The 17010-nt window shown below is 61.5% G+C and carries 9 protein-coding genes; 7 read left to right on the forward strand and 2 right to left on the reverse strand.

All coding sequences use genetic code 11. The annotated features are described in order from the left end of the window. Positions 1-132 precede the first annotated feature (132 nt). Complete coding sequence (locus GV818_RS17965; RefSeq protein ID WP_178124977.1) at positions 133-1056, reverse strand: LysR substrate-binding domain-containing protein; 924 nt, start codon at positions 1054-1056, stop codon at positions 133-135. 125 nt (positions 1057-1181) lie between these two features. Here GV818_RS17965 and GV818_RS17970 point away from each other — a divergent pair, with 125 nt between their 5' ends. From GV818_RS17970 to GV818_RS17980, 3 genes are all read left to right on the forward strand, one after another. Continuing rightward, complete coding sequence (locus GV818_RS17970; RefSeq protein ID WP_161758780.1) at positions 1182-1820, forward strand: FMN-dependent NADH-azoreductase; 639 nt, start codon at positions 1182-1184, stop codon at positions 1818-1820. A gap of 9 nt (positions 1821-1829) precedes the next feature. Further along, positions 1830-2135: a DMT family transporter gene (locus GV818_RS17975; protein WP_161777125.1), complete on the forward strand. Its 306-nt coding sequence runs from the start codon at positions 1830-1832 to the stop codon at positions 2133-2135. Between the two features lie 120 nt (positions 2136-2255). Then, positions 2256-3146, forward strand: coding sequence for an esterase/lipase family protein (locus GV818_RS17980; RefSeq protein ID WP_161758778.1), 891 nt, complete (start codon positions 2256-2258; stop codon positions 3144-3146). Positions 3147-3198: 52 nt separating this feature from the next. On the opposite strand, the gene GV818_RS17985 is transcribed toward GV818_RS17980, so the two are convergent. Further along, complete coding sequence (locus tag GV818_RS17985) at positions 3199-4086, reverse strand: DMT family transporter (RefSeq protein ID WP_161777126.1); 888 nt, start codon at positions 4084-4086, stop codon at positions 3199-3201. 96 nt (positions 4087-4182) lie between these two features. Between GV818_RS17985 and GV818_RS17990 the strand changes: the two genes are divergently transcribed. From GV818_RS17990 to GV818_RS18005, 4 genes are all read left to right on the forward strand, one after another. Beyond that, positions 4183-4971, forward strand: coding sequence for an AraC family transcriptional regulator (locus tag GV818_RS17990; RefSeq protein WP_161777127.1), 789 nt, complete (start codon positions 4183-4185; stop codon positions 4969-4971). Between the two features lie 71 nt (positions 4972-5042). Continuing rightward, positions 5043-5342: a PsiF family protein gene (locus tag GV818_RS17995; protein ID WP_161758775.1), complete on the forward strand. Its 300-nt coding sequence runs from the start codon at positions 5043-5045 to the stop codon at positions 5340-5342. A gap of 243 nt (positions 5343-5585) precedes the next feature. Continuing rightward, positions 5586-7289: a ShlB/FhaC/HecB family hemolysin secretion/activation protein gene (locus GV818_RS18000; protein WP_178124978.1), complete on the forward strand. Its 1704-nt coding sequence runs from the start codon at positions 5586-5588 to the stop codon at positions 7287-7289. Between the two features lie 35 nt (positions 7290-7324). After that, a complete protein-coding gene (locus GV818_RS18005; RefSeq protein ID WP_161777129.1) occupies positions 7325-16960 on the forward strand; it encodes a hemagglutinin repeat-containing protein in 9636 nt (3211 codons plus the stop codon). Positions 16961-17010: the final 50 nt, after the last annotated feature.

Genomic DNA, 17010 nt, shown 5'->3' on the forward strand with positions numbered 1-17010 from the left:
TCTCCTGGAGGCTAATCCGTTTCACGCCAGGCTCTGTTGGCCTGACCTGTCTTGGGTGTGAGTGACGGACGAGGCAAAAAGTTTTATCGGATGTGCCCAGTGGCAATGCTCGGGAGTTTTTCGCGTTGTGGCTCAGCTGCGGGCCAGCAAGGGATGCCCGGCCAGCAATGATTCCTGCTGCAACCATGCAAAAAATGCCCGTACCGGCGGGTGTCGTTCGCGCCCTGGTACGCACAGGGCGCTGTAGCCCGCGCCGTCTACCTGAATCTCGGGCCGGTAAGCCTCCAGCAGGCCGCTGGCCACGCTTTGCGACACCAGGATATTGCTCGCCAGTACCAGGCCCTGACCGGCGATGGCGGCTTGCAGGGCGTACTGTTCTTCGTCGTAGGAGCGGATCTGCGGCTGGCCGTCGAGCCAGTTTTCTCCAGCCTGGGTGCACCAGGCCTGCCAACCATCGGCATAGAGCTTGGAGTTGCGCCAATGCACGCTGATCAGCGTCGGCCGCTGTTGCTGCGCCAGGGCCACCTGGTGCGGTGCGCCATAGACTGCAAAGCGTTCGTCGAACAGGCACAGGCCGTGAAGGTCCAGGTAGCCGTCCTGGCTGTAGCGGATTGCCAGGTCGATGCTGGCGTCCTGTTGCAGGTCGACCACTTCGCTTTGGGTGTCCAGGCGCAGGCTGATGCCGGGATACCGAGCATAGAAACGTCCCAGCCGCGGTACCAGCCACAGGGCGGCGAAGGCGGCGGTGGTGGAGACGGTCAACAGCGTGTTACTGGGCTTGGGGCGCAGGGTGTCGACGCTCTGGGCTATATCCAGCAGGGCACCATGCAGGCTGCGGAACAATCGGTCGCCGGGTTCGGTCAGGCGCACCTGGCGCGGCAGGCGCTCGAACAGTTGCACCCCCAGCCAGTGCTCCAGGTTGCGGATCTGGTGGGACACCGCGGTGGGCGTTACCGCCAGGTCTTCGGCGGCGGCCTTGAAGCTCGACAGTCGCGCCGCGGATTCGAAGGTGCGCAGTGCGGTGAGGGGCAGGTGAGCGAACATGCTGGGCTCCATGGATGAAATTTATTCATTCAAATGAATTTTTACTCATTTGTTGGTGAGTGGCTGTGATTCTAGATTTAGCGCGAAGCAGTTGTAGCTTCAAGGCCATCAAGAGCAAATCACATGAGAGAATTCGGATGAATACAGTTCTTGCAATTCACGGCAGCCCACGGGGCGAACGCTCCCACAGTCGGCGTTTGACCGAGGTGTTTCTCCAGGCCTGGCAAGCGGCGAACCCTCGGGCAGTCCTGACCCGGCGCGAGGTTGGACGAGGTTCGCTGCCTCACGTCGGCGAAGCCTTTATCGCCGCGGCGTTTTATCCACAACCTGAGGCACGCCCGTTGTCGATGCAGGCCGACCTGGCCCTGAGTGACGCGCTGGTGGCTGAGTTGCTCGGCCACCAGCGCCTGGTGATCTCGGCCCCCATGCACAACTTCAGTGTGCCCAGCGGGATCAAGGCCTGGGTCGATCACATCGTGCGCCTGGGGCTGACTTTCAACACCCGGCAAGACAACGGTGTCGCCCAATATCAACCGTTGGTACAGGGCAAGAAAGTGTTGATCGTCACCAGCCGCGGTGACGGTGGTTTTGGTCCCGGCGGTGAACATGAGGCGCTCAATCATGCGGATCGCTGGTTGCGCACGGCCCTGGGCTTTATCGGCATCGAGGATGTCACGGTGGTCGCCGCGGAAGGCGAAGAGTCGGCGCCGGAGCGTTTCCAGCAATCCTGTGCCGAGGCGCAACGGCGTCTTCTGGCACTGGCTGAAACGTTCTGAGGAGGCGCCATGGCCTGGTTGTTCCTGCTGGTGGCGGCGGCCTTCGAGGTGACGTTCGCCATGGGCATGAAGTATGCGCAGGGCTTTACCCGGTTCTGGCCTTCGCTGGTGACCGTAGTGGCAGCCGTGGCGGGCATCTACTTCCTGACCCTGGCCATGCGCGAGCTGCCGGTGAGCGTGGCCTACCCGATCTGGACCGCCATCGGCACCCTGGGCACGGTACTGCTGGGTTTCGTATTGCTCGGGGAAAGTCTCACCGCGATCAAACTGGTGTCGGTGGGGTTGATTGTGGCGGGGGTGATCGGGCTGAAATAGGCGGGGAAGCGGGGGCTTGTCATGGCTCTGTCGTCGAATCGTCACAGGTACTGACGATGCCCTTGGTTATGGTCTAGCTTTCAGCCTGGGTTCACGAGTCCACCGCAAGGATGTCCGAGCATGTCCCAAGAGCTTGCCACGCGTTACCCCCTGGTGCTGGTGCCCGGGATGCTCGGTTTTGTCCGCCTGCTGCTGTATCCCTACTGGTACGGCATCGTCCCGGCGTTGAGCCAGGGCGGGGCCCGGGTGTTTGCGATACAGGTTTCGCCGCTCAATTCCAGCGAAGTGCGCGGCGAGCAATTGCTGGCCCAGATCCAGCAGATCATGGCCCAGACCGGGGCTGCCAGGGTCAACCTGATCGGCCATAGCCAGGGCTCGCTCACCGCCCGTTACGCGGCGGCCAAGCGCCCGGACTGGGTGGCTTCGGTGACCTCGGTGGCGGGCCCCAATCACGGTTCCGAACTGGCGGATTACCTGCAGCGACGTTCCCCTGCGAGCAGCATGCGGGGGCGTGTGCTGAGCCTGGTACTGCGCGCTATCTCGGCCTTGATGACGCTGCTGGAAACCGGCTATCGCGGAGCGAAGCTGCCGGTGGATATCCACGCCTCGCACCATTCCCTGACCACCGAGGGGGTGGCCCTGTTCAATCAACAGTACCCCCAGGGGCTGCCGCAAACCTGGGGTGGGCAAGGCCCGGAACAGGTCAACGGCGTGCGCTACTACTCCTGGTCCGGCACCTTGCAGCCGGGCAAGACCGATCGTGGTGCCAATCTGTTCGACGGCACCAATCGCAGCTGTCGCCTGTTCGCCCGCACCTTTGTCCGCGAAGCTGGCCAATGCGATGGCATGGTGGGGCGCTACAGCTCGCACTTGGGCCAGGTCATTGGCGATGACTACCCCTTGGACCACTTCGATATCATCAACCAGTCCCTGGGGCTGGTGGGCAAGGGCGCCGACCCGGTCCGCCTGTTTGTCGAACATGCCCGACGGCTCAAGGCTGCGGGGGTCTGACACTTGCCCACGGCCGCACCTGTATGAGCTGGATTGCCGGCGAAAGACCCCGTCAGGCCAGCGTCTTTCCGAGCCCCAGTACCCGGGTCCAGCGTTCAGAAAGAATCACCCCGCCCAGGGTCAACAACCCACCCACCAGATGGAAACATGCCAGTTGTTCGTGCAGCACCAATGCGGCAATCAGCGCGGTGATCAACGGCAGCAGATTGAAGAACAGCGTGGTTCGGCTCGGCCCCAGGCGCACCACCGCCTGCATCCAGGCCAGAGGCGCGACCATCGATGCCAGCAAGCAGGCATAGAGAACCAGCGGAATGTTCTGCAGGGTCGGGCCGACCTTCGGTGAAGCAAGGAACAACGGCAGCAGCACCAGCACCGCCACCAGCACCTGCAGGTACAGCAACACCAGCGGCGGCAGGCGCAGTTGCCACTTTTTCAGCAGGGTGCTGTAGATCGCATAGGCCAGGGTGGCGATCAGCATCATCGCGTCCCCCAGGTTGACCCCGTGTTGCAGCAGTGCGGCAAGGCTGCCGGAAGACACCACCACCAGCACCCCAGCGAAGGACAGCACGGCACCCACCAAGGCGCCGGCGGTCAGGCGCTGGCCCAGGGCGGCGATGGCCATGGCCAGTGACATCAACGGCATCAGCGAGAGAATGATCCCCATGTTGGTGGCCGAGGTCAGGGTGGCGGCGTAGTAGGCCAGGCTCTGATAGACCGCCATGCCCAGCACGCCGAGGACGAAGATCCGACCCAGGTTGGGACGGATCACCGGCCAATGCTGGAGCACCGGCTTGAGCATGAAGGGGGTGAACAGTAAGCCCGCCAGCAACCAGCGATAGAAGCCGATCTCCGCTGGGAAGATCGCACCCACGGCGAGTTTGTTGATTACGGTGTTGCCGGCCCAGATGAAGATGGCCAGTAATGGATAGGCGTATTGCATGGAGACAACCATAGAGTTGATGAAGGTTGATTATCCTCTTGTCCGGATCAATGCCTATACTGCGAAACAGACAACCCGCCCCTGCATCCGGACAGCATGAGCAAAAAACATATCGACCTCCTGGAATTCCATGGGCTGCCCGCGCCCGTGTACTTCCGCTATGCCGACTTCGCCGCCCACAGCCATGCCCTGGAACACCGGCATTCCTGGGGCTGCCTGGAGTATTCGGCCCACGGTGTGATGCACATGGACATCGCCGGCCAGCGGTTCATGTCGCCACCGCAATATGCGATCTGGGTGCCGCCGCAGACCGCCCACAGTTTCTACACCAGCCAGCCGATCAACTATCGCGCGGTGCTGCTGGCACCGGAGTTGTGCAAGGACTTGCCAAAGCAGGGCAGCACCCTGGCCATCAGCGAGATCCTCAAGGCGATCCTCAAGGATTTTGCCGCCAGGGACGTGCAGATCCCCGAAGGCGAGGCTGACCAACGCCTGGCCCAGGTGCTACTGGACCAACTGCGCCAGGCCCCGGTCCACAACTGTTATCTGCCCTATGCCAGCAGCCACGATCTGCTGCGGGTGCTCCTGGCCCTGCAGGCGGAGCCGGGCAACAGCCAGCCGCTGGCCCACTGGGCGCAGCAGGCGCATGTCAGTGAACGGACCTTGGCCCGGCAGTTCGTTCGCGAGTTGGGCATGAGTTTTGGCGAATGGCGCCAGCGCCAGCGTTTCCTTGCTTCCATCGAAGCCCTGGAAAGCCCGCACAGCATCCAGGAAATTGCCTTCGACATGGGCTACAGCACCGCCTCGGCATTTATCGCCATGTTCCAGCGTCAAGCCGGCTGTACTCCCGAGCAGTATCGCCGGGCCAGCCTGCAGAACAGGTGAAGGTGTAACAGGCTTTGTCTACACTGCGCTGGAGGCCGTGCCCGTCGGTGCGGTGACAAGGAGAAAACTCCATGAAGATGTTGCGTATTCCTTTGTTGATGGTGGGGCTGCTGCTCTGTTCCCAAGGCTTTGCCGCCACCGCCCAGCAGAACAAGATGACCACCTGTAACGCCGAAGCCACTGCCAAGGCCCTCAAGGGCGATGAGCGCAAGGCCTTCATGAGTACCTGCCTCAAGGCTGCTCCGGCCGCCGCCGCGACACCGTCCACGCCTCAGGAAAGAATGAAATCGTGCAACGCCACCGCCACCAGCCAGGCGCTGAAGGGCGATGCGCGCAAGGCGTTCATGAGTGATTGCCTGAAGAAAAAATAAGCCTGGATCGATGCGGCCAAGGTATCAAGATGGATACAGATCCCTGGCTCGCGTCGATTTGATGGCCTGATCACCCCTGCAAAATCCATTTTTTTCAATGACTTATGTCAAAGTGATACCACTCGTCTATTTTTTCTGTGTAACCAATTTTTCACATTAGACTCTACCCCCTTCGAAAACAGGTGCCTGGACGCGCCGTACGGACACTCAATCGAGGGTCTGTTTTTCAAGGGAATGGAAGGCATGTCGCGTTTTGGCTGCTTAAGGCCTGTTGTAGCGTTTTGTGCTCTAGTGGGTTCGTTCACCGTCGCTGCTGCGCCTCTGCAGACACCGGGTGATCGTGACCTGATCCGCGATCGTCAGCAGCAATTGCTGCAAGATCAGCAGAAGCGCCTTGATGAACTCCAGCAGTTGCCAGGCAAGCCTTTGCCTCCCGCACCTGCCGAGCAACCTGGCGAGCAGCGCTGTTTCACCATCAAGACTGTGACGCTCAAGGGCGCCGAGCACCTCGGCTCCGCTGATCGTGAGCGGCTGCTGGCACCGTACCGCGACCAATGCCTGTCGGTCCCACAGATCAATACCCTGCTCAAGGCCATCACTCATCACTACCTCGAACGAGGCTACGTGACTACCCGTGCCTATCTGCCTGCCCAGGAGCTGGCGTCGGGGCAACTGATCATTGTCGTCGTCGAGGGCCGCCTGGAAAGTCTGGACAGCTCGGCCCTGGCCAGCTCCCGAGAGTTGGCCATGGCTTTTCCCGGAACCACCGGCGAGGTGCTGAACTTGCGGGAACTGGAACAACTGGTGGATCAGTTGACCCGCCTGCCTTCGCGCCAGGTCGAGATGGAGTTGGCCCCAGGGGACCAATTGGGCGGCAGTCATGTCGGGCTCAAGGGCCAGCGCCTGAAGCCCTGGCGGCTGTCGGCGACGCGTAATAACGATGGCGACAAAAGTACCGGTGAGCAGCAGATGGGCCTGGGCCTGGACTGGGATAGCCCGTTGGGGCTGGCCGACCAGTTGAACCTGCGAGCCAATCAGGATGCGGTCAGCGATCGCTGGCGCCATTCCGACAACCAGAGCCTGTACTACAGCCTGCCCTGGGGCTGGTGGACCTTCAACTACTCCTACAGCCAGAGTTACTACCGCACGCGCAATGACGCCACCGGGTTCAATTTCGTCCTCGATGGCGAGAGCAATAACCAGCAAGTCCGGGCCGAGCGCGTGCTGCACCGGGACAACTTGAGCAAGACCGGCGTGAGCCTTGGGCTGAGCCATCTGCGTACGCGCAACTACCTCAATGACCACCTGATCGACGTTTCCAGCAACCGCATTACCGAAACCCAGCTTGGCTTCAATCACGGACGGCGCATCGGCAACGCCCTGGTCAACGCCGATATTGGTTGGCAGCAGGGCATCGGCGCCCTGGATGCTCAAGGCAGTGGCCGGCCCCAGGGCAGCGAGCCGGTCGCCCGTTACAACAAGTACAGCCTGACTCTGAGCTACCTGCAGCCCTTGCGCCTATGGGACGAGAACTTCAGCTTCGACAGCCTGGTCACCGGGCAGCGTAGCGAGGATGTGCTGTTCAGTCCCCAGCGCATCAGCCTGGGTGGACTCAACTCGGTGCGTGGCTTCCAGGATCAGAGCCTGTCCGGCAACAGTGGCGGCTACTGGCGCAACCAACTGCGCTGGCGCCGCGCGGTGACCTGGCCGGCGCTGCAACCCTTTGTCCAGGAATACGGCATGGCCTTCGCCTACGACGTCGGGGTGATCAAGGCCGATCGCTACAACCATGACGCCAAGGGCCGCATGAGCGGCAATGCCTTTGAACTCAATGCCCGTGGTCAGTACCTGGCCGCGTCAGTCAGCTTCGCGCGCTCCCTGGAGCGGCCGGCAATTATCGAGAGGCGAGAGCATCCGGTGTACTTCCGGGTAGACCTGTTCTTTTGACTCGACTCAAACGTTAATGGATGGATGATTTGCACATGGACGTACGCAAGCCCTTTGCCCAATGCATTGCCCTGTCACTGTCGGGAGTCCTGTTTCTCAACCCGATCGTCAGTGTCGCCGCTGGCCTGACCCTGGACCCGGCAGCCGGCGGCAACGCCACCATTGGCGCTGCGGGCAATGGCGTGCCCGTCGTCAATATCAACGCGGCCAATGGCAGCGGCTTGTCCCATAACAAGTTCAGCGAATACAACGTCGGCAGCAACGGCCTGATCCTCAACAACGCCACCGGCTCGACCCAGAGCACTCAGCTGGGTGGCTACATCATCGGCAACCCCAATCTCAAGGGGCAGGCGGCGCAGGTCATCCTCAACGAAGTCACCGGCAGCAATCGCAGCAAGCTGGCGGGTTACACCGAGGTGGCCGGGCAGGCCGCCCGGGTGATCGTCGCCAACCCCCACGGCATCACCTGTAACGGTTGTGGTTTCATCAACACCCCGCGGGCCACGCTGACCACGGGCAAACCGGTGCTCGAGGGACAGAGGCTTGATCGTTTCCAGGTCGATGGCGGCGATATCAGCATCGAAGGTGCCGACCTCAACGCGAGCAATCTCGATCAGTTCGACCTGATCACCCGCAGTACCAAGCTCAATGCCAACCTGTATGCCAAGAAGCTCAACATCATCACCGGGCGCAACGACGTCAAGGCCGATGACCTGAGCGTCACTGCCCGGGCAGCCGACGCCAGCATCAAGCCGGAACTGGCCATCGACAGCTCGGTACTGGGCGGTATGTACGCCGGGGCGATCCGCCTGGTGGGCACAGAAAAGGGCGTGGGTGTGAACATGTCCGCAGAGATGGCCGCCAGCACTGGCGACATCCAGATCGATGCCAATGGCAAGGTCACCGTGGCCAATATGGGGGCCAAGCAGGCGATTGCGGTCACCGCCCAGAGCATCGATCTCCAGGGCAAGGCTTACGCCGGTACCGAGGCGACGCTGCAGGCCAAGGAGCAGATCAAGGTCCAGACCAGCCTGGCGGCCCGGGACCGGGTGCGGGTGGTGGACGCTGCGCAGGTGGTCAACTACGGCATCATCGAAGCCGGGGTCAATGCAGACAACAGCCGCAACGATCACGGCGAGGTCAAGCTGACTGGCAACAACCTGGAGAACCAGGGCAGTGTGCTGGCCAGCCGCAGTCTGGAGCTTGAGGCGCGGGAGGCCCTGAGCAACCAGAATGGGGTGATCCAGGGGCCCAAGGTACAGATCAACGCAGCCCGCCTGGTCAACCAGGGCGACAAGGCCCGGGTCCTGGCACGCAACGAACTGGTCCTCGACACCCCGGCCATCGCTAACCTGGGCGGCCTGATCCGCTTTGGCGATCAGCAGGCCGTAACCCTGACCCTCGACAACCTCAACAACAATGGCGGGCGCCTTGAAGTGGCGGGCGCCAGCTTGACCCTCAGCGCCGGCGAAGTGAGTAACCAGAAGGGCTCGGTCATTGCCGACAAGGTGCAGATCAGTGCTGATCGCCTCGACAATCAGCATGGCCTGATCGGCGCCAGCCAAGGCAGCGCGACGTTCAAGATTAGCGATCAACTCAACAACAACGCCGGCCAGCTCCAGGCCCTGACCCTGCTGGAGACTGAGGGCGGAGAGTTGCTGAACCAGGGGGGCAAGTTGCTCGCCGACCAGATCAAGGTGACAGGCAAGCGCCTGGACAATAGCCAGAAGGGGCTGATCAGTGCCGAGAAAGGTGCGCTAGAGATCAGCCTCGATCAGGACCTGCTCAATGCCGGCGGCAAGCTTCAGGCCACTTCACTCCTCAGCCTGAAGGCCGCCAGCGTGGATAACCGCAGCGGCACGTTGGTTGCGCCGCAACTGACCCTCAATAGCAGCGGCAAGCTCGACAACCAGGGTGGCACCGTGGATGCCGACGGGCTGGAGTTGCACACTGCAGATATCGACAACCAGAGTGGCTTGTTGCAAGGCAAGGAGCGCTTGCTGCTGGAAGCCCGGGACCTGGCAAACAACCAGGGCCGGGTGATCGGTAATGTATTGACCGCCAGCCTCGACAGCCTCAGCCAGAACCAGGGTGGAGCGCTGAGCGCCGAGAACGGCAAGCTCACGCTGACCGTCAAGCAGCACTTGAACAACGCCCTGGGCCATCTGCAGGCCAAGCAGGGCGATGTGCAGATCGAGTCGGCCGGGCTGGCCAACCAGGGCGGGGTGGTGGTGGGTAATCAATTGCTGCTGACCAACAGCGGGTTGCTGGATAACCGTGGCGGGCAACTGGTGGGGGATCGCTTGACGGTTACTACCCAGCGCCTGGACAACCGGGCATCCGGGTTGCTGGCAGCCGGCACTGACGGTCTGCACCTGACCCTGAGCACCGACGGCGTCACCCCAGGCCAACTGCTCAACAGCCAGGGGCGCCTGCAAAGCGACGGGCATCTGCAGATCGACGGTGGCCAGTTGCACAACAGTGGCGGCGTCCTGCTGGGTAACAGCATCGGGATCAATGCTGCCGGCCTGGACAACAGTACCAAGGGTGCAGTGGTGGCCAACAATGGCACGATCGACCTGACTCTCAACAACGGTGCGCTGAACAACAATGCCGGGATGATCGACGCCGGCGAGCAGAAACTGCGGGTCAGCCAAGTGGCTCAGCTCGACAATCTGGGAGGCACCCTGAAGGGCAAGCGCCTGGAGATCGATGGCGCAGCGGTGGATAACCGCCAGGGGCAATTACTCGCTGGCAGCGCCGGCTTGAACCTGGTGGCCGGAGGCCTGAATAACGCCGAAGGCATGATCCTCGCCAAGGACAGCCATGGCGAAGTCGCCCTGGGGCAGGGAACCCTGGATAACCGTGGCGGCACCTTGCAGGGCGCGACCCTTGGCGTGACCGCCGGAGCGGTGGATAACAGTGCCTTGAATGGCAAGGCCGGGTTGATCAGCAGTCAGGCCGGTGCACTCAAGCTGGTGGTGGATCGTCTCACCAACCAGGCGGGCAAGCTCTACGCCAGCGGTTTGCTCAGCTCCGTCGGGCAGACCCTGGACAACCGTTGGGGCGGTGAAATCAGTGCCCAGCAGCTGGACCTGACCGCCCATGCCAATCTGTCCAACCAGGGTGGCCTGGTCGAGTCGGCCAACGGCCTGCTGCTGGCCGCTGGCAATCTGGACAACAGCGCCGGTGGCCGTGTACGGGTCGTTGCAGGCGAACAAAGCCGGATCACCCTGGGAGGAACCTTCAACAACCAGGGTGGCTCCCTGGCATCGGGCAGCAGTGCCTTTGCCCTCAGCGCCGGGCAATTGAACAACGAGTCGGGGACTGTCGAGCACGCCGGCAACGCCCTGTTCAAACTCGACCTGGGCGTGCTTTCCGGGTTTCAAGGGCGCATGACCGGCCTGGGACGTGGCGACTGGGATATTGCCTCGATCAATCGCAGCGGGCTCATGCAACTCAACGGCGAGCTGGACCTGAGTACCGGCGCCGACCTCAATCTCAATGCCGGCGATCGCATCGCCAGTGCTACAGGCCTGCGCCTGGCGGCTGCCACATTGAACAATGCCGGCGAGTTGGCCAGCGACGGCTACATGACCCTGGAACTGGGTGGCAACCTGAACAACAGCGGCCTGCTTTCGTCCCGGGGCAAGCTCACCGTCGGTGCCACCGACCTGAACCAGAACGGCGGTCGTATCGCCAGTGGCGGCGATACCCAGCTGAACCTGCGGGGCACCCTGGACAATCTGGGGCGCCTGATCGCCAGCCAGAACCTCAATGTGTCCGCGGCGCAGATCAACAACCGCGGGACCCTGGGAGCTCTGGGGCAGATGCAACTGCGTTCCAGCAATGGCATCACCACCTCGGCCGATACCCTGATCTACAGTGGCGCCGACATGCTCCTGCGGGGCAACGGCCTGGCCAACAGCTACGGCGATATCTACAGCGCCGGCAACCTGAGTTTCGCCGCCCTCGACGGCGGCCGTGCCGTGCTGCTCAGCAACCGCTCCGGGACCATCGAAAGCCAGGGTGACATGAACCTCAACGTGGCGACCCTGGTCAACGCCATGGACAAGTATGACGTCAGCGAGAGCATTGCCCGGCGCAGTATCGCGATCAATTGCACCGACTGTTCAGGCAAGCACCACTCGGCGGTCTACACCGTCAACACCACCTATCAAAACACCATGGGCGAGCATTCCGCAGCCGCGCGACTGGTGTCCAACCGTGACCTGACCATCAATGCCGATACGGTGGAGAACCAGCTGAGCCTGATCGCCGCCAACCGTGATGCCTTTGTCACCGCCAACAATTTCTACAACCGCGGCCTGACTCTGGATCAGCGGGTCGAGGCCGTGAACTACACATTGTTCCGGCTGAAAAAAAGCGCCTACCGTTTTGTCGAGCGTGAGACCAAGGCCTGGAACTCACGCAACAGCGGGCGTGCGCCGGACCAGCAAGACCCACTGCCGGCAGCGCTGCTGCAGTACAAGTCCTCGATTGGCAGCAACGTGATCCTTCCCGGTACACAGACCGGCTATAGCGCCACCTTGCAGGCCGGAGAGCGCCTGCACCTGCAGGTTGGCGGCACCCTGGAAAACGGCACCCTGAGCGAACAGGCCCGTGCCCAGCTTACGGGCCAGACCTTGCAGAACAGCCTTTCCCAGGTGGGCGGGCAGACCATCACGGTCAACGCGCAAAGCACGGCAGCCGCAGCTCAAGTGGCCAAGGATGTACAGCGTATCGAGCGAGTTGCCGCCGACGGCACGACCCAGGTCAGTTTCGTCCCGGTGGATTTCTCCGGCGTGCCTTTCGCGGCTGTCGACCCCACCGCTTTGTCGAGCTATAGAGTTCCCCAGGGCGAGTACGGTCTGTTCATCAAGAGCCAGAATCCCCAGGGACGCTACCTGATCGAAACCAACCCGACCTTTACCGACCTCTCGCGCTTCATGAGCTCGGACTACATGCTCGGGCACTTGAACTACAGCACCGACCAGACCTGGCGTCGCCTGGGCGATGGTCTGTATGAAACCCGCTTGATTCGCGACGCGGTGCTGGCCCAGACCGGGCAGCGCTTCCTGGCCTCAGGGTTGACCAGCGACTACGACCAGTATCGCTACCTGATGGATAACGCCATCGCCTCCAAGGACCGTTTGAACCTTAGCGTCGGGGTGTCCCTGTCATCCGCGCAGGTGGCTTCGCTGACCCATGACATCGTATGGATGGAAACCCGTGAGGTGCAGGGCGAGAAGGTACTGGTACCGGTGCTCTACCTGGCCCAGGCCGACTCGCGCAATTTGCGCGGCGGCAGCTTGATCCAGGGCCGCGACATGACTCTGGTTGCCGGCGGCGACCTGACCAACGTCGGCACCTTGCGCGCCAGTAATGACCTGAAGGCCGATGTCGGCGGCAATCTCTACCAGGGCGGGCTGATTGAAGCCAACGAGCGCGTCAGCCTGATGGCCCAGGACAGTGTGCGCAATGCCCTGGCCGGCGAAATTCGCGGCAATCAGGTTAGCGTATCGGCGATCAAGGGTGACATCCTCAATGATCGCGTAGCGGTTGCTGTGGGTTATGGCGCTGGAACTCGGACCATCCTCGATCAGGGTGGCCAGATCAGTGCGCGCCAGCAGCTTGATCTCACCGCCGGCCGCGACTTGACCAACAAAGGTCAGATCGCCAGTGCGGGTGATGCCAAGCTCAGTGCCGGTCGCGATATCGACCTGCTGGCAGTGCAGGACCACACCTTCACCCAGAATGCGATCCGTCGCGGCCTGGTGACCAATGACACGGTGCAGACCCTGGGCTCCAGCGTGACCGCCGGCGGCAATCTCGAACTCAAGGCCGGGCGTGACCTGGCCGTGGTGGCAAGCAAGGTCAGCGCCGGGCATGACCTGTCGCTGGGGGCCGAGCGCGATATGGTCATTGCCTCGGCCCAGGACGAACAGTCCTCGACCTTCTACCAGAAGAAGAAAGGCTCCTGGGGCAAGAGCAAGACCACTCGCAGCGCCGACTCCTCGACCACCAATGTGGCGTCTGAAATCAGCGCCGGGCATGACCTGATGGTCAACGTCAGCCAGGACAAGGACGGCCGCATCAGCCTCAACGGCGGGCGCGACGTCACCGTGGTCGGCAGCCAGCTCAATGCCGGCAACGACCTGCTGGTGGGTGCCGCCCGGGACGTCAGCCTGGTCTCGGCCCAGGAGCAGCAGGACAGCTCCTACAGCCAGAAGAAGAAAGGCAGCTTCGGCCTCAACAAGAGTGGCAACAGCCGCACCTCCAGCAGCACCACCCAGGTCGGCAGCGAGCTGAGTGCCGGTAACGACGCAGTAGTGATTGCCGGGACCAACGTCAACCTTTCGGCGAGCAGCATCGAGGCCAAGCGTGATGCCGAAGTGCGTGCCGGGTTGATCGACAAGAGTGGCGACATCAACCTGATGGATGCGGCCAACACCTCCAGCAGCCAGAGTGACAAGTACAAGAGCAAGGTTGGGTTCTCCAGTTCCGGCACCTTCATTTCTGTGGCCTCATCGAAGAAGTCGGGGCAGGAAAACCAGCAGAGCCAGAGTGTTGGCGGTGTGGTCAGTGCTGGGCGCGACACCACCCTGCATTCGGCGCGCGACGTCAACATGATTGGCAGCACGGCGGCCGCCGAGCGCAACCTCAACGTCGGTGCCGGGCGCGACGTCAACGTCCTGGCCGGCAGCAACAGCTCGGACCAGAGCAATTGGAAGAGCTCGAAGCAGGTGGGCCTGTCGCTGGAAAGCGACCGCAATGGTGTTACCGCTTTCCTGGGCAGCGAGGGCCTCAAGCAAAAATCCCGCAATGCCCAGGAGACGGTGGCGCCGAGCCAGTTGCTGGCCGGGCAGGATGTCTCCGTCAACGCCGGGCGCGACCTCACCGTGGAAGGCTCGCGGGTGGATGCCAAGCGCGATGTCAACCTGCAGGCTGGGCATGACATCAACATCAATGCGGGCGATGAGCACTCCTTGCAGGAGTCCAGCAAGAGCCGTGATCGCAATGGCCTGACGGTCAACGTCAGCCACAACTACGGCAAGACCATGGATGCCCTTAAGGGCACCGGCAAGGGCGAGGACGGGGTCAGTAAGGCTTCCAGCGTGCTGAGTACCGTGGATGCGATCAACCAGTTCACCTCCGGGCCGACCTCAGCCACTCACTTCGGCTCGGCCAGCCAGTCCACCAGTTCGCGGCAGCAAGTGCAGACCAGCAGCCCGTCGAGCCTGGGGGCGGGACGGGACATCAGTGCGGTGGCCGGCAATGACGTGAGCATCCGAGGCAGCCACTTCGATGCCGGTCGCGACATCACTGTGGTCGGCCGCGACGTCACCGTGGACGTGGCTCGCGGTTCGGTATCCGAGGAAAGCAAGACTGCCCGCAGCCAGGGTGGCATCAATGGCCAGAGCGGAGGTGGCAGCGCCCGCGCGGGTATCGGCGGCAGCAATGGCGTGGCCAGCGAATCGCTGACCCAAGGTACCAACTCCCCCTCGGTGCTGCTGGCCGGTCGCGACGTCAGCTTCGAGGCCCGGGACAACCTGACCTTGATCGGTACCCAGGTGCAAGCCGGCCGGGACATCGACCTCGGCGCTGGCAAGGACCTGACCATTCGTGCGGCGCAGAACGACTCCAGTAGCGAGTCCAGTCGCCGCAGTGGTGGGGGGGAAGTGGGACTGGCCTTGGGTGGCAAGGACTTTATCTCGGTTTATGCCAGTGTCGATATGGGCAAGGGCAAACTTGAACGGGAAAACCAGAAGCAGCAGAACGCGCAACTGGTGGCTGGTGATCAACTGCGCTTTACCAGTGGCAAGGACACCACCATTGCGGGTGCAACCTTGCGTGGCAATGAGGTGGTCGGTCGAGTGGGTGGCGACCTGATGGTGTCTTCGGTACCGGACACCGGAAAAGTCAGCGGTAAACAGTCTGACCTGAGTGTCACCGTGAGTATTGGTCTGGGCGGTGGCGGCAGCGTCAGTGGCTCGGCCGGTGTAGGTAAGACCACCGGAAAGACCAATTGGGTGCAGGAGCAGACCAGCATCACCGGCAAGAACGGCGTGGATATCCGTACCGAGAACCACACTCAGATTGACGGCGCCTTGGTCGCAGCTGACAACGGTAACCTCAAGCTGGACACCAATACCCTGGGCTTTCGCGATATCTCCGGCCAGGACAAAGAGCACAGCTACTACCTCAACGTTGGCGGCACTTTCGGCTGGGGCGCCAGTGGCGACGGAGCCAATCAGGCAACCACTGGCAAGCAGGTGGCCTTCACCAACGACAAGAGCCTGGAAGGCAAGGGCAAGACCGGCGCCTCGGGCTGGAGTGTCAGCGGCTATGACTATCGCAAGGAGCGGGAGCAGGAAGTACGTGCCACCGTTGGCGCGGGCAACGTTGTGGTCCGTAACGATGCCAAGACTGGCCAGGACTCTACAGCGGGTCTGAACCGTGATGTGTCACAGGCTTATGAGATTACCAAGGACAAGGAGAAACGTACCGACCTGTATGTCACCCAGTCTTCGCTGGACGCGGTGAGCCACCCGGGCGTCACCTTGGACAATTGGCAGAAGGGGATGTCCGAGTACGGGAAGAACGCCTCGGCGGCGTTCACACAATATGGGGATCTAAGCAAGGCGACGCAAAAGGCGCTGGCTGACAATCCCGGGTTGTGGCCTTTGGCATGGATTCCCGGGGCGCTGGAAAAAGTAATGGACAGTACATCCTATGGCACTCTGGGATTGATGCCCGGTGTTGCGAGCCATGGAGGGGTGGCGACACAGTTGCCGGTTCTTCTCAGTGGAGACATGAGCTTTTATCGGGCCCATGCGGTTTACCTGAAAGATGAACACGGAAATATCCAAAATGATGCTGAAGGGAAGCCAATGCTTGACCTGGCTAAAACCATTGCCAGCCTGACGTCAATTACGCAACCAGATGGTAGTGGGCCTATTGCAACCAACGGGATTCAAAACTCCCGCGATGCGGCGTTGGTTAATGGTGGAATGCAAACCGGTCAGGATACTTTCATACAGGCTTATAACCCTGAGCATGGATTCCTGGGGGACCTGCTGGAGTCGGCATGGGATGTACTGCTGGGAGGGACAATCAAGTCGGGTAATGCTCAGCAATTGCACAACTTCTTTGAAGATGGGATTAAACAGGGGTTTGTCCTGAGCCCGGTGGGGCATAGCCAAGGCGCATTGTTAACCTACCGAGCCATTGACGGTTTGAACTTCAATGTAGGAGGAGATATCGGTGTTATTCAGTTCTCCGGTGCACCTGTCGGGGTTCTGGATTTTTATAAAGCTGCGGAAAAGTCTGGGTTTGATGAGAAAAATGCGTTCTTCCAAATCAATCGACCTGATACCAGGGTGGTTTTCGGGCTAGTACCGTTTACAGACTCGGTATCGGACTTGCTGGGGAATAATGCGGGCCATTCGGCATCACCGGTATTGCAGTATGTGGGGGCCGTTGTGTCACTTCCTTCTTTGATTGGATTAGGGCCGCCCAGCGCCCACTCCAATTACCTGTGCATCTCCAAGAAGCTCTGTGGTGGGAATGCCAGTGTTCTACAGGAGCAGTTCAAGAAGAGTGAGGCCTATATTACTCCCACCTTATTGGGTCCTAAGGGGAATGTACTTCAGGGGCGCGAGATTTGAACTTGCGAGTCATAGGATATGCGTCAGCGGCGGTACTGCTTGTGGGATGC

Source organism: Pseudomonas sp. Fl4BN1 (assembly GCF_009908285.1).
Classification (GTDB): Bacteria; Pseudomonadota; Gammaproteobacteria; order Pseudomonadales; family Pseudomonadaceae; genus Aquipseudomonas.